We start from the raw sequence: 14,115 nt of genomic DNA on the forward strand, positions 1-14,115 counted from the left end.
GTATGTCGTTTGAATTGCTGGCCACTGACGGCAAGGCTCGTCGCGGTCGTCTGACTTTCCCACGCGGCACCGTCGAGACCCCGGCCTTCATGCCGGTGGGCACGTACGGCACCGTCAAGGGCATGTTGCCACGGGATATCACCGCCACCGGCGCGGAAATCATTCTGGGCAACACCTTCCACTTGTGGCTGCGTCCTGGCACTGAAGTGATCAAGAAGCACGGCGACCTGCACGATTTCATGCAGTGGAAAGGCCCGATTCTGACCGACTCCGGCGGTTTTCAGGTATTCAGCCTGGGCGCGATGCGCAAGATCAAGGAGGAGGGCGTGACCTTCGCCTCCCCGGTCGACGGCGCCAAAGTGTTCATGGGCCCGGAAGAGTCGATGCAGGTCCAGCGTGACCTGGGCTCCGACATCGTGATGATTTTCGACGAATGCACCCCGTACCCGGCTGACGAAGACGTCGCTCGTGTGTCGATGGAGCTGTCGTTGCGTTGGGCCCTGCGTTCGAAAAACGCCCATGGCGACAACACGGCGGCGCTGTTCGGCATCGTGCAGGGCGGCATGCACCAGGACCTGCGCATGCGCTCCCTGGAAGGCCTCGACAAGATCGGCTTCGATGGCCTGGCCATTGGAGGTCTGTCGGTGGGCGAGCCCAAGCACGAGATGATCAAGGTGCTGGATTACCTGCCGGGCCTGATGCCGGCTGACAAACCTCGTTACCTTATGGGCGTTGGCAAACCGGAAGATCTGGTTGAGGGTGTGCGCCGCGGTGTGGACATGTTCGATTGCGTGATGCCAACCCGTAATGCCCGCAATGGGCATCTGTTCATTGATACAGGCGTGCTGAAGATCCGTAACGCGTTCCATCGCCATGATGATTCGCCGCTGGATCCGACCTGCGATTGCTACACCTGCCAGAACTTCTCCCGTGCTTATCTGCACCATCTGGACAAGTGCGGCGAAATGCTGGGTAGCATGTTGAATACCATCCACAATTTGCGCCATTACCAGGTGCTTATGGCTGGTTTGCGCGAGGCTATTCAACAGGGTACATTGGCCGCCTTTGTCGATGCCTTCTACGCCAAACGCGGGCTACCTGTTCCGCCTTTGGACTGAGTTTTCTGACCCCAAGATTCAACATTTGCAACTGGAGTGCTAAATGAGCTTTTTTATCTCTAATGCCATGGCCGACGCTGCTGCACCGGCAGCTGCAGGCCCAATGGGTGGCGGCTTCGAGTGGATTTTCCTGGTCGGTTTCCTGGTCATCTTCTACCTGATGATCTGGCGTCCACAGGCCAAGCGCGCCAAAGAACAGAAGAACCTGCTCGGCAGCCTGCAAAAAGGCGACGAAGTTGTGACCACCGGTGGTATCGCCGGCAAGATCACTAAAGTGGCAGACGATTTCGTAGTTCTGGAAGTTTCCGACACCGTGGAAATGAAGTTCCAGAAAGGCGCCATCGCCGCCACGCTGCCAAAAGGCACGCTCAAAGCGATCTAAGTTTCAACTTCTACTCAATCGACGGGGCGCGCAAGGCGCCCCGCGTCATAAGCGGGCGGCGTGATGCTGAACAAATACCCTCTGTGGAAATACATTCTGATCCTGGCGGTGCTGGCGGTCGGTCTGATTTATTCCGCTCCCAATCTTTACCCTGATGACCCGGCCATTCAGGTCAGCGGTGCAAGCACTGCGCTGTTGGTCAATCAGGCTGATCTGGATCGTGTGAGCATGGCGCTCAAGGAATCCGGGATCAACGTCAAGGCAGCCACGCTGTCGGCCAACGGCAAGGGCGGGCTGATTCGCCTGACCAAGGCTGAAGACCAGTTGCCGGCCAAAGACGTTGTGCGCAAGGCATTGGGTGATGACTACGTCGTTGCACTGAACCTGGCACAAACCACCCCGCAATGGCTGCGCAGCCTCGGCGCGCACCCGATGAAGCTGGGTCTGGACTTGTCCGGTGGTGTGCACTTCCTGCTGGAAGTGGACATGGACAAAGCCCTCGACGCACGCTTGAAAGTCTACGAAGGCGACGTCAAGAGTCTGTTGCGTAAAGAGAAACTGCGCTATCGCAGCCTGCCACAACTGGGCGGCGCCATTCAGTTGGGCTTCACTGACGAAGCAACCCGCGAACAGGCCCGTGCGCTGGTCCGCAAGAACTTCAACGATTTCGACATTGTTCCGGCCGACCTGAATGGCCAACCGGTACTGCGTCTGGCGATGACCCCGGCCAAGCTGGCGGAAATCCGTGAATACTCCATCAAGCAGAACTTGACCACGGTACGTAACCGCGTCAACGAGCTGGGTGTTGCCGAGCCGATTGTCCAGCGTCAGGGCGCCAACCGCATCGTGGTTGAGCTGCCGGGCGTGCAGGACACCGCAGAAGCCAAACGTATCCTCGGCAAGACGGCCAACCTTGAGTTCCGTCTGGCTGCAGAGCCAGGTGCTTCGAAAGCCACTTCCGAAACCTTCGAGTTCCGTGAAGGCAAGCGTCCGCCGGCACAGATCGAGCGTGGCCTGATCATCACCGGTGACCAGGTGACTGACGCCAAGGCTGGCTTCGGCGAGCACGGCACGCCAGAAGTGAACATCCGTCTGGATGGCCACGGTGGCGAACTGATGAGCCGCGCAACCCGCAGCAACGTCGGTCGCAGCATGGCGGTGATCTTCATCGAGCAACGTCCTGTCACCACTTACACCAAGCAAGTGGTTGATGGCGTCGAGAAAGACGTCGCAGTGCAAACGTTCAAAGAAGAGAAGAAGATCATCAGCCTGGCGACCATCCAGTCGCCGCTGGGTGCTCAGTTCCGCATCACGGGCCTGAACGGCCAGGGTGAGTCGTCCGAACTGGCGCTGCTGCTGCGTGCCGGTGGTCTGGCTGCACCGATGTACTTCGCTGAAGAGCGCACCATTGGCCCGAGCCTGGGTGCCGACAACATCACCAAGGGTATCGATGCATCGCTGTGGGGCATGCTGTTTGTCTCGCTGTTCATCATCGCCATCTACCGCTTCTTCGGCATCATCGCCACCGTCGCGCTGGGCGTGAACATGGTGCTGCTGCTGGCCCTGATGTCGCTGCTGGGTGCAACGCTGACCCTGCCGGGTATCGCCGGTATCGTGCTGACCATGGGTATGGCGGTCGACGCCAACGTTCTGATCTTCTCGCGGATTCGTGAAGAGATCGCGGCGGGCATGACGGTACAACGGGCAATCAACGAAGGCTTCGGCCGGGCATTCACCGCGATTCTCGACGCCAACCTGACAACACTGTTGGTCGGCGGGATTCTGTTTGCGATGGGCACCGGTCCCGTCAAGGGCTTCGCAGTGACCATGTCCCTCGGGATCTTTACCTCGATGTTCACGGCCATCATGGTGACCCGCGCGATGGTCAACCTGATCTTCGGCGGTCGTGACTTCAAGAAGTTGTGGATTTAAGGGGCTGCCATGTTACGTACAATCAACTTCATGGGCGTTCGCAACTTTGCGTTCGGCGTCACATTGTTCCTTACGGCGCTGGCCATTTTCAGCGTCTTCCACAAGGGCATGAACTGGGGCCTGGACTTCACCGGCGGTACGCTCATTGAGCTGACCTACGAGCGTCCGGCCGATGTGTCCAAGGTGCGTACCCAGCTCACTGAGTCGGGTTACCACGAAGCCATCGTGCAGAGCTTTGGCGCGACGACCGATCTGCTGGTGCGTATGCCTGGCGAAGACCCGCAACTGGGTCACCAGGTTGCTGAAGCGCTGCTGAAGGTTGGCGGCGATAACCCGGCGACGGTCAAGCGCGTTGAGTTCGTCGGCCCGCAAGTCGGTGAAGAGCTGCGCGACCAGGGCGGCCTCGGCATGCTGATGGCGCTGGGCGGCATCCTGATCTACCTGGCTTTCCGCTTTCAGTGGAAGTTCGCGGTCGGTGCCATTGTTTCGCTGATTCACGACGTGATCGTGACCATCGGTATCCTGTCGTTCTTCCAGATCACCTTCGATCTGACGGTACTGGCGGCGGTACTGGCGATCATCGGTTACTCGCTCAACGACACCATCGTGGTATTCGACCGGGTTCGTGAGAACTTCCGTGTCCTGCGCAAGGCCAGCCTGATCGAGAACATCAACATCTCGACCACGCAAACCCTGCTGCGGACCATGGCGACGTCGATCTCCACCTTGCTGGCGATCGCGGCGCTGCTGTTCTTCGGGGGCGACAACCTGTTTGGCTTCTCCATCGCCCTGTTTATCGGTGTGTTGGCGGGTACTTACTCGTCGATCTACATCGCGAACGTGGTGCTGATCTGGCTGAACCTGAGCAGCGAGGATCTGATCCCTCCTGCGGCGACCGATAAGGAAGTCGACGACCGTCCATAACGGCCCTCGCTTCTACGCTGTCTGCCCAAAAAGGCGCGAGTTGAACTCGCGCCTTTTTTTGTGCTCCAAGGCTGGGAGAAGCGCGGACAACGATCCGCATGTGATGGTCAGGAGGTTCATGTGAACAAGTCGTTGCTGGTTGGTGCGGTACTGGGTGCTGTCGGTGTGACTGCCGGGGGCGCTGTTGCCACCTACAGCCTGGTTAAAAGCGGCCCTGAGTATGCGCAAGTATTGGCCGTTGAACCGGTTAAAACACAGATCAAGACTCCACGTGAAGTGTGCAAGGACGTTGCAGTAACCCGCCAGGCGCCGGTCAAGGATCAACACCAGATCCTCGGTACGGTCCTGGGTGCAGTGGGCGGTGGTTTGCTCGGCAATCAGATTGGCGGCGGTAATGGCAAGAAGATCGCGACCGTTGCCGGTGCTGTCGGCGGTGGCTACGCGGGGAACAAGGTCCAGGAAGGTATGCAGAATCGCGATACCTACACCACGACCCAGACTCGCTGTAACACCGTGAATGACATCAGCGACAAGGTGGTCGGCTACGACGTCCGTTATTCGCTGGATGGCAAGGAAGGCAAAGTGCGGATGGATCGTGATCCGGGCAATCAGATTCCGGTCGACAAGGAAGGTAAGTTGATCCTGTCGCAGAATGAGCCTGCTCAGTGATGAACTGATGGCTGGATTCAAAAAAGAAGCACCTGAAAGGGTGCTTTTTTTGTGCCCGCTATTTATCAGCCTGCGACACCCCGTGTAGGAGCAAAGCTTGCTCGCGATAGCGGTCCCCCACCCACCAAAAATGTAGGCAGGTGCGACGCCATCGCGAGCAAGCTTTGCTCTTACAGCAGCCTCGGCTAAATTCCAGGCATAAAAAAGCACCCCGAAGGGTGCTTTTTTTGTGGGCGTTCGCTTAGCGTTTCAGCGAAGCCGGCAGGTGCGGCTGGATCGCCGTCAGAACTGCTTTGAAGCACTTGGTGTTACCAGCAACAACGTGACCTTTTTCAAGGAAGTCGTGACCGCCGGTGAAGTCGCTCACCAAACCGCCGGCTTCCTGGATCAGCAGGGCGCCTGCAGCCATGTCCCACTCGGACAGACCCGACTCCCAGAACGCGTCGAAACGACCGGCAGCCACATAGGCCAGGTCCAGGCTCGCCGAACCGGCGCGGCGGATACCGGCGGTCTGGCCAACCAGGGCGCGGAACATGCCCAGGTAGTTGTCGAGGTTGTCCATCTGGTCATCACGGAACGGGAAGCCGGTACCCAGCAGGGCGCCGTCGAGGCTGGTGCGACCGCTGACGCGCAGGCGACGACCGTTCAGTTGAGCGCCGCGACCACGGCTGGCGGTGAATTCTTCCTGGCGAACCGGGTCCAGAACAACAGCGTGTTCCAGGCGACCGCGGTATTTGCAGGCGATGCTCACGGCGAAGTGAGGAATGCCGCGCAGGAAGTTGGTGGTGCCGTCCAGCGGATCGATGATCCACAGGTACTCTTCACCTTCGATGCCGTTGCCCGCGTGCATGCCGGTTTCTTCACCGAGGATCGAGTGGTTTGGGTAAGCCTTGCGCAGCGCGTCGATGATTTTCTGCTCAGCGGCGCGATCCACCTCGGATACGTAATCCTTGGCGTCTTTTTCGTCGACCTTGATGGTATCCAGGCGCTCGATGGAGCGGAAGATCAATTCACTGGCGCTGCGGGCGGCGCGCAGCGCGATATTCAGCATGGGCTGCATGGATGTGTCACCTAAGGTTGTTAAAGAAAGCCGGGCATTCTATCAGAACTTTTCTACAGGTGAAGGTCGGTGTTCGCTTTCATAGCTTAACGGTAGGATGAACTGTAAGATTCTGCTCCCCATTTTGTGTTCGAGAACGCCTCCCGTGCTGCATAACATTCGTGTCGTCCTGGTTAATACCAGCCATCCCGGCAACATCGGCGGGGCTGCGCGTGCCATGAAGAACATGGGCCTGTCGCGGCTGGTGCTGGTCGAACCGCGGTTGTTCCCGCACCACGAGGCCGATGCCCGCGCCTCCGGTGCCGGCGACATCCTTGAAAACGCGCAAGTCGTCGCCACCTTGGAAGATGCCTTGGTCGGCTGCAATCTGGTGCTCGGCACCAGCGCCCGCGACCGGCGCATTCCCTGGCCGCTGCTCGATCCCCGCGAATGCGGTACGAAAGTGGTTGAGGAAGCCGCGCAAGGTGCAGAGATCGCTTTGGTCTTCGGTCGTGAGGATTCCGGCCTGACCAATGAAGAGCTGCAACGATGTCATTATCACGTGCACATCCCATCAGACCCTGAGTTCAGCTCGCTGAACCTTGGGGCCGCGGTGCAGGTGTTGAGTTATGAAGTGCGCATGTCCTGGCTCGCGGCCCAAGGCCAGCCGAGCAAGGTCGAGAAGGATGAAGTGGCGTCCACCAAAAGTGGCGAACTGGCGACCATGGATGAGCTGGAGCGATTCTATGAACACCTGGAGCAAACCCTGGTGGCCATCGAATTCCTCGACCCGGAAAAGCCGCGGCACTTGATGGCGCGCCTGCGTCGGTTGTACGGACGAAGCTCGGTCAGCCGGGCGGAAATGAATATATTGCGTGGCATCCTCACGGAAACCCAGAAAGCGGCCCGTGGCGAGCTTCTTAAGCGGAAGGATTAAAAATGTTCGAGCGTTTGCGTGAAGATATCCAGAGTGTTTTCCACCGTGATCCGGCTGCGCGTAACGCTTTTGAAGTCCTGACTTGCTATCCGGGCATGCATGCCATCTGGATCCATCGCCTGTCCTCGGCCCTGTGGGGCATGGGCTGGAAGTGGCTGGCGCGGCTGGTGTCGAACTTTGGTCGCTGGTTGACCGGGATCGAGATCCATCCGGGGGCCAAGGTGGGGCGTCGCTTCTTTATTGACCATGGCATGGGCATCGTCATCGGTGAAACTGCTGAAATCGGTAATGACGTCACCCTTTACCAAGGTGTGACCCTGGGCGGCACAAGTTGGAATAAAGGCAAGCGTCACCCGACCCTTGAAGACGGGGTTGTGGTGGGGGCGGGCGCCAAGGTGCTTGGGCCGTTCACGGTCGGCGCCGGGGCCAAGGTCGGTTCCAATGCGGTAGTGACCAAGGCTGTGCCGCCGGGTGCGACGGTGGTCGGGATTCCGGGGCGGATCATCGTCAAGTCTGACGAGGAGCAAGACGCCAAGCGCAAGGCCATGGCCGAGAAGATCGGTTTTGATGCCTACGGTGTCGGTGAAGACATGCCGGACCCGGTGGCGCGAGCCATTGGTCAACTGCTCGATCATCTGCAAGCGGTTGATGGTCGGCTGGAAGGCATGTGCGGCGCGCTGAAGGATCTGGGTAGTAATTACTGCGCCAAGGATTTGCCTGAGCTGCGCGAAGAAGACTTCGCCTGCGTCAAAGGCAAGGATGAAACCAAGGCCGGCTAGACCGAGTTGGATTCTTCGCGGGCAAGCCTTGCTCCTACAGGAAGGTGTACGAGCGAGGCTCGCCCGGGAACAACGATAACGCGCATTTGCTGGTGATACGCCGCCAGCCTTTGCTATGATGCGCGCGCTCTTTTGCGGGTAAACCTGACTAAAGCACTAGGTCTTATAGTTGACTTAAATACTCGGGAATAGCATACTCGCCCCCATTCCGAACTCCGTGGTAATTGTCCATGCGACTGACTACAAAAGGCCGATACGCCGTGACCGCCATGCTTGACCTGGCGTTGCACGCGCAGCACGGGCCGGTGTCCCTGGCCGATATCTCCGAGCGCCAAGGCATCTCCCTGTCCTACCTCGAACAGCTTTTCGCCAAATTGCGCCGCAGCAATCTGGTTTCCAGCGTTCGTGGGCCGGGCGGTGGCTACCAGTTGTCCCGCGAGATGCAGGGCATCCAGGTCGCCCAGGTGATCGATGCGGTAAACGAATCGGTCGATGCAACCAAATGCCAGGGCCAGGGCGATTGCCATCAAGGCGACACCTGTCTGACCCACCACTTGTGGTGCGATCTGAGCCTGCAGATTCACGAATTTCTGAGCGGTATCAGCTTGGCTGACCTTGTGACTCGCCGTGAGGTGCAAGAAGTAGCCCAGCGTCAGGACCAGCGCCGTTGCAATGGCAAGGCGCCACGCCTGGACAAGATTGAAGCGTCCGCCGTCGAATGACAGCCAAAGAGCTAGCGGCACGCCAGCCAGCCTGATTTAGGAGATAGTCCATGAAATTGCCGATTTACCTTGATTACTCTGCGACCACCCCGGTTGATCCGCGTGTCGCGCAAAAGATGAGTGAATGCCTGCTGGTCGACGGAAACTTCGGTAACCCGGCGTCCCGTTCCCACGTGTTCGGCTGGAAAGCTGAAGAATCCGTCGAAAACGCCCGTCGTCAGGTCGCCGACCTGGTCAACGCCGACCCGCGTGAAATCGTATGGACCTCCGGTGCCACCGAGTCCGACAACCTGGCAATCAAGGGTGCGGCGCATTTCTATGCGACCAAGGGCAAACACCTGATCACCACCAAGATTGAGCACAAGGCTGTCCTCGACACCATGCGCCAACTGGAGCGTGAAGGTTTCGAAGTGACCTACCTCGAGCCTCAGACCGATGGCCTGGTAACGCCAGCCATGATCGAAGCTGCACTGCGTGACGACACCATCCTGGTTTCGGTCATGCACGTGAACAACGAAATCGGCACCATCAATGACATCGAAGCCATCGGCGAACTGACCCGCTCCAAGGGCATTCTGTTCCACGTTGACGCGGCTCAGTCCACCGGCAAGGTCGAAATCGACCTGTCGAAGCTGAAAGTCGACATGATGTCGTTCTCTGCCCACAAAACCTACGGCCCTAAAGGCATCGGCGCGCTGTACGTTAGCCGCAAGCCGCGTGTTCGCATCGAAGCGACCATGCACGGCGGCGGTCACGAACGTGGCATGCGCTCCGGCACCCTGGCGACCCACCAGATCGTCGGCATGGGTGAAGCTTTCCGTGTAGCCAAGGAAGACATGGCTGCCGAGAACGTGCGCATCAAAGCCCTGAGCGACCGCTTCTTCAAACAGGTCGAAGGCCTGGAAGAGCTGTACATCAACGGCAGCATGACCGCCCGCGTACCGCACAACCTGAACCTGAGCTTCAACTACGTTGAAGGCGAGTCGCTGATCATGGCCCTCAAGGACCTGGCGGTTTCGTCCGGTTCGGCCTGCACCTCGGCTTCCCTTGAGCCTTCGTACGTACTGCGCGCCCTGGGCCGCAACGACGAACTGGCACACAGCTCGATTCGCTTCACCTTCGGCCGTTTCACCACCGAAGAAGAAATCGACTACGCCGCGCAGAAAGTCTGCGAGGCCGTTACCAAGCTGCGCACCTTGTCGCCGCTGTGGGATATGTACAAAGACGGTGTCGACATTTCGAAAATCGAGTGGGCGGCACACTGATTTCAAGTCGCCGCAAACCGGCCCTGTGAACCCAGGTTTATGGGGCTCAAGAGCGACTCTCTGATGAGTGAGGATTAAGAATCATGGCTTACAGCGAAAAGGTCATCGACCACTACGAAAACCCGCGCAACGTCGGCAAGATGGACGCGGAAGACCCGGATGTCGGCACTGGCATGGTCGGCGCTCCGGCGTGCGGCGACGTGATGCGTCTGCAGATCAAGGTTAACGAGCAAGGCATCATCGAAGACGCCAAGTTCAAGACCTACGGTTGCGGTTCGGCTATCGCCTCCAGCTCCCTGGCGACCGAGTGGATGAAAGGCAAGACTCTGGATGAAGCAGAGACCATCAAGAACACTCAGCTGGCCGAAGAACTGGCCTTGCCGCCAGTGAAAATTCACTGCTCCGTACTTGCTGAAGACGCTATCAAAGCGGCCGTTCGCGACTACAAGCAGAAGAAAGGCTTGATCTGACTTTCAAGATTTGGCGACGAGTAAGGAGTCACCGATGGCTATCAGCATGACAGAAGCGGCAGCTCAACACGTGCGACGCTCCCTCAACGGGCGCGGCAAAGGTGAAGGGATTCGTCTGGGTGTTCGCACCACAGGCTGTTCCGGCCTTGCCTACGTGCTGGAGTTCGTCGACGAGGTGGTTGCAGAGGACCAGGTGTTCGAAAGTCACGGCGAGAAAGTGATCATCGACCCGAAAAGCCTCTCATACCTGGACGGCACCGAGCTCGATTTCGTCAAGGAAGGGTTGAACGAAGGCTTCAAGTTCAACAATCCCAACGTACGCGGTGAATGTGGCTGCGGCGAAAGCTTCAACATCTGAGGCTGCGCGTGGGTACTCCTTGTCATTTCGCTTTATTTGAACTGCAGCCGAGCTTCCGTCTGGATCTCGAGCAGTTGGCCACGCGCTATCGTGAGTTGGCGCGCGGTGTTCATCCGGACCGCTTTGCCGACGCTTCCGAGCGCGAGCAGCGCCTGGCGCTCGAGCAATCCGCGAACCTCAACGAGGCCTACCAGACGCTCAAGAACCCCCCGAAACGCGCGCGTTACTTGCTCGCCATGGGTGGTCGCGAGTTGCCGCTGGAGGTCACGGTGCATGATCCGGAGTTTCTTCTGCAGCAGATGCAATGGCGCGAAGAACTCGAAGACCTGCAAGACAGCGCCGACCTGGCCGGCATTGCCGTGTTCAAGCGTCGCTTGAAGGTGGCGCAGGATGAACTGAACGAAAGCTTCGCAGCCTGTTGGGATGATGCAGCGCAACGTGAACAGGCCGAACGCCTGATGCGGCGCATGCAGTTCCTCGACAAGCTCACCTACGAAGTGCGCCAGTTAGAAGAGCGCCTCGACGATTAACCCAGTGCCGCTCCGGTCGCACGCCTGATATACAGATAAGTCCTGATTACGATGGCCCTACTGCAGATCGCCGAACCCGGCCAAAGTCCTCAACCACACCAGCGTCGTCTGGCCGTGGGGATCGACTTGGGCACTACCAATTCGCTGGTCGCTGCGTTGCGCAGTGGTCTTTCCGAACCTCTGGCCGACACTGACGGGCAGGTCATCCTGCCGTCCGCCGTGCGCTACCACGCCGACCGCGTCGAAGTGGGCGAATCCGCCAAACTGTCCGCCGCTACCGATCCCTTGAACACCGTGCTGTCGGTCAAGCGCTTGATGGGTCGTGGTCTGTCCGACGTCAAGCAATTGGGCGACCAACTGCCGTACCGCTTTGTCGGCGGCGAGTCGCACATGCCGTTCATCGACACTGTGCAAGGCCCGAAAAGCCCGGTCGAAGTCTCCGCCGAAATCCTCAAGGTGCTGCGTCAGCGCGCCGAGGCGACGTTGGGTGGCGAATTGGTCGGTGCGGTGATCACCGTTCCGGCCTATTTCGACGATGCCCAGCGCCAAGCCACCAAGGATGCGGCCAAACTGGCCGGCCTGAACGTGCTGCGTTTGCTCAATGAGCCGACCGCTGCTGCTGTGGCTTACGGGCTGGATCAACACGCCGAAGGCCTGGTCGCCATTTATGACCTGGGCGGCGGTACCTTCGATATTTCGATTCTGCGCCTGACCGGTGGTGTGTTCGAAGTGCTGGCCACCGGCGGCGATAGCGCCCTGGGCGGCGATGACTTCGACCATGCCATTGCTGGCTGGATCATTGAGAGCGCCGGTTTGTCCGCCGACCTCGATCCGGGCGCACAGCGTCATCTGCTGCAAGCCGCTTGTGCGGCCAAAGAAGCCCTGACCACCGTCGCCAGCGTTGAAGTGGCTTACGGCGACTGGAAAGCGCAGCTGACCCGCGAAGCCTTCGATGCGCTGATCGAACCGATGGTTGCCCGCAGCCTGAAAGCTTGCCGTCGCGCCGTGCGTGATTCCGGCATCGAGCTGGATGACGTGCACGCCGTGGTCATGGTCGGCGGTTCGACCCGCGTCCCTCGCGTTCGCGACGCTGTTGCCGAAGCCTTCGGTCGCCAGCCGCTGACTGAAATCGATCCGGATCAAGTGGTGGCCATCGGTGCCGCGATCCAGGCCGATACCCTGGCGGGCAACAAGCGCGATGGCGGCGAACTGCTGCTGCTCGATGTGATTCCGTTGTCCCTGGGGCTGGAAACCATGGGCGGCCTGATGGAGAAGGTGATCCCACGCAACACCACCATCCCCGTCGCTCGCGCCCAGGACTTCACCACCTATAAAGATGGCCAGTCGGCCATGGCGATTCACGTCCTGCAGGGTGAGCGCGAGCTGATCAGCGACTGCCGCTCCCTGGCCCGCTTCGAATTGCGCGGCATTCCGGCGATGGTGGCCGGTGCGGCGAAGATTCGCGTGACCTTCCAGGTCGATGCCGATGGCTTGCTCAGCGTTGCGGCCCGCGAACTGGGTTCGGGCGTTGAAGCCAGCATCCAGGTCAAGCCGTCCTACGGCCTGACCGACGGTGAAATCACCAAGATGCTCAAGGACTCGTTCGAATACGCCAACGACGACAAAGTCGCTCGTGTACTGCGTGAGCAACAAGTCGATGCCCAGCGCCTGATCGAAGCGGTGCAGGGCGCCCTCGATGTTGACGGCGAGCGCCTGCTCGACGCCGAAGAGCGCATGGTCATCGAGTTGCAGATGCAGGAACTGACCGAATTGATGAAAGGCACCGATGGTTTTGCCATCGAGCAGCAGACCAAGCGTCTGTCGCAAGTGACCGACGCCTTTGCTGCCCGCCGCCTGGACTCGACGGTGAAAGCCGCGCTGGCGGGGCGCAACCTGAATGAAATCGAGGAATAACTGATGCCGCAGATCATTTTTCTGCCTCACTCCGAGCATTGCCCGGACGGAATGGTTGTCGAGGCTGAAACCGGTAAGTCCATTCTCGAAGTGGCCCATGACAACCATATCGAGATGGAAAGTGCCTGTGGCGGCGTTTGTGCCTGCACCACCTGTCACTGCATCATTCGTGAAGGTTTCAACTCGCTCGAAGAAGCTGATGAGCTGGAAGAAGACTTTCTTGATCGCGCCTGGGGGCTGGAGCCGCAATCTCGTCTAGGCTGTCAGGCGATTGTCGGGACTGAAGACCTTACCGTCGAAATTCCGAAATACTCGCTCAACCACGCAGCCGAAGCGCCGCACTGATTCAAGGAATTGTCATGAGTCTGAAGTGGACTGATGTGCTGGAGATCTCAATCCAGCTGGCTGAAAGCAAGCCCGACGTTGACCCTATGTCGGTCAACTTCGTCGATCTGCGCAAATGGGTGATGGAATTGCCCGAGTTCGACGACAAGCCTGAGCATTGTGGCGAAAAGATCCTGGAGGCCATTCAGGCCAACTGGATCGAAGAACGCGACTGAGCCACGCTGCAGGTTAGGCAATACCCAAGAACCCGCGTATAATTCGCGGGTTTAATTTTTCACAAATTACCGTTTCTGGAGTTACACCATGGCTGTTCAACGTACTTTCTCCATCATCAAGCCTGACGCTGTTGCAAAAAACGTTATCGGCGAGATCACCACTCGTTTTGAAAAAGCTGGCCTGCGCGTTGTAGCTTCGAAACTGAAGCAACTGTCCAAAGCCGAAGCTGAAGGCTTCTACGCTGAGCACAGCGCTCGTGGTTTCTTCGGCGATCTGGTTTCCTTCATGATCTCCGGTCCGGTTGTCGTTCAGGTTCTGGAAGGCGAAAACGCTATCGCTCTGAACCGTGAGCTGATGGGCGCTACCAACCCTAAAGAAGCTGCTGCCGGCACCATCCGCGCTGACTTCGCTGATTCGATCGACGCCAACGCTGTACACGGTTCGGACTCCGAAGCCGCTGCTGCTCGCGAAATCTCGTACTTCTTCGCAGCTACTGAAGTAACCACTCGCTAAGC

17 protein-coding genes are annotated in these 14,115 nt (G+C 58.9%); 16 read left to right on the top strand and 1 reads right to left on the bottom strand.

Features of this window, described 5'->3' with window-relative positions:
* Positions 1-2 precede the first annotated feature (2 nt).
* The 5 genes from tgt (at position 3) to ACZ89E_RS28765 (ending at position 5,025) form a co-directional block, all read left to right on the top strand.
* A complete protein-coding gene (gene tgt, locus ACZ89E_RS28745; protein ID WP_476257078.1) occupies positions 3-1,118 on the top strand; it encodes a tRNA guanosine(34) transglycosylase Tgt in 1,116 nt (371 codons plus the stop codon).
* A 43-nt stretch (positions 1,119-1,161) separates the two neighbouring features.
* Positions 1,162-1,500, top strand: coding sequence for a preprotein translocase subunit YajC (yajC, locus tag ACZ89E_RS28750; protein WP_003185175.1), 339 nt, complete (start codon positions 1,162-1,164; stop codon positions 1,498-1,500).
* Between the two features lie 63 nt (positions 1,501-1,563).
* Positions 1,564-3,432 (top strand): protein translocase subunit SecD, encoded by a 1,869-nt coding sequence (secD, locus tag ACZ89E_RS28755; RefSeq protein WP_476256860.1) that lies wholly within the window; start codon positions 1,564-1,566, stop codon positions 3,430-3,432.
* A gap of 9 nt (positions 3,433-3,441) precedes the next feature.
* Positions 3,442-4,356 (top strand): protein translocase subunit SecF, encoded by a 915-nt coding sequence (secF, locus tag ACZ89E_RS28760; protein ID WP_476256861.1) that lies wholly within the window; start codon positions 3,442-3,444, stop codon positions 4,354-4,356.
* Positions 4,357-4,476: 120 nt separating this feature from the next.
* Positions 4,477-5,025, top strand: coding sequence for a glycine zipper 2TM domain-containing protein (locus ACZ89E_RS28765; protein ID WP_133840635.1), 549 nt, complete (start codon positions 4,477-4,479; stop codon positions 5,023-5,025).
* Positions 5,026-5,266: 241 nt separating this feature from the next.
* Here ACZ89E_RS28765 and suhB read toward each other — a convergent pair whose 3' ends face one another.
* Positions 5,267-6,085: a type III secretion system regulator SuhB gene (gene suhB / locus ACZ89E_RS28770; RefSeq protein ID WP_092278434.1), complete on the bottom strand. Its 819-nt coding sequence runs from the start codon at positions 6,083-6,085 to the stop codon at positions 5,267-5,269.
* Positions 6,086-6,230: 145 nt separating this feature from the next.
* Between suhB and trmJ the strand changes: the two genes are divergently transcribed.
* The 11 genes from trmJ to ndk all read left to right on the top strand — a co-directional run bounded on the left by trmJ (position 6,231) and on the right by ndk (position 14,113).
* Positions 6,231-7,001 (top strand): tRNA (cytosine(32)/uridine(32)-2'-O)-methyltransferase TrmJ, encoded by a 771-nt coding sequence (trmJ, locus tag ACZ89E_RS28775; RefSeq protein WP_054613614.1) that lies wholly within the window; start codon positions 6,231-6,233, stop codon positions 6,999-7,001.
* A gap of 2 nt (positions 7,002-7,003) precedes the next feature.
* Positions 7,004-7,780, top strand: a complete 777-nt coding sequence (gene cysE, locus ACZ89E_RS28780; RefSeq protein ID WP_149658082.1) for a serine O-acetyltransferase — start codon at positions 7,004-7,006, stop codon at positions 7,778-7,780.
* 230 nt (positions 7,781-8,010) lie between these two features.
* Positions 8,011-8,502: a Fe-S cluster assembly transcriptional regulator IscR gene (gene iscR / locus ACZ89E_RS28785; RefSeq protein ID WP_121734138.1), complete on the top strand. Its 492-nt coding sequence runs from the start codon at positions 8,011-8,013 to the stop codon at positions 8,500-8,502.
* Between the two features lie 50 nt (positions 8,503-8,552).
* Complete coding sequence (locus tag ACZ89E_RS28790; protein ID WP_123410226.1) at positions 8,553-9,767, top strand: IscS subfamily cysteine desulfurase; 1,215 nt, start codon at positions 8,553-8,555, stop codon at positions 9,765-9,767.
* An 83-nt stretch (positions 9,768-9,850) separates the two neighbouring features.
* Complete coding sequence (iscU, locus tag ACZ89E_RS28795; protein ID WP_003443374.1) at positions 9,851-10,237, top strand: Fe-S cluster assembly scaffold IscU; 387 nt, start codon at positions 9,851-9,853, stop codon at positions 10,235-10,237.
* Positions 10,238-10,271: 34 nt separating this feature from the next.
* Positions 10,272-10,595 carry an iron-sulfur cluster assembly protein IscA gene (gene iscA, locus ACZ89E_RS28800; protein WP_054045385.1) on the top strand — a complete coding sequence of 108 codons (324 nt, stop codon included), beginning with the start codon at positions 10,272-10,274 and terminating at the stop codon, positions 10,593-10,595.
* 8 nt (positions 10,596-10,603) lie between these two features.
* Positions 10,604-11,125, top strand: a complete 522-nt coding sequence (gene hscB / locus ACZ89E_RS28805) for a co-chaperone HscB (protein ID WP_123410227.1) — start codon at positions 10,604-10,606, stop codon at positions 11,123-11,125.
* A gap of 51 nt (positions 11,126-11,176) precedes the next feature.
* Entirely contained in the window at positions 11,177-13,039 is a 1,863-nt protein-coding gene (gene hscA, locus ACZ89E_RS28810; RefSeq protein ID WP_476256862.1) for a Fe-S protein assembly chaperone HscA, read from the top strand.
* A 3-nt stretch (positions 13,040-13,042) separates the two neighbouring features.
* Positions 13,043-13,384, top strand: a complete 342-nt coding sequence (gene fdx, locus ACZ89E_RS28815) for an ISC system 2Fe-2S type ferredoxin (protein ID WP_149658079.1) — start codon at positions 13,043-13,045, stop codon at positions 13,382-13,384.
* 14 nt (positions 13,385-13,398) lie between these two features.
* Positions 13,399-13,599: a Fe-S cluster assembly protein IscX gene (gene iscX, locus ACZ89E_RS28820; protein ID WP_149658078.1), complete on the top strand. Its 201-nt coding sequence runs from the start codon at positions 13,399-13,401 to the stop codon at positions 13,597-13,599.
* Positions 13,600-13,687: 88 nt separating this feature from the next.
* Positions 13,688-14,113, top strand: a complete 426-nt coding sequence (gene ndk / locus ACZ89E_RS28825; RefSeq protein WP_042560926.1) for a nucleoside-diphosphate kinase — start codon at positions 13,688-13,690, stop codon at positions 14,111-14,113.
* Positions 14,114-14,115: the final 2 nt, after the last annotated feature.

This window comes from Pseudomonas sp. TE3899 (genome assembly GCF_056279105.1).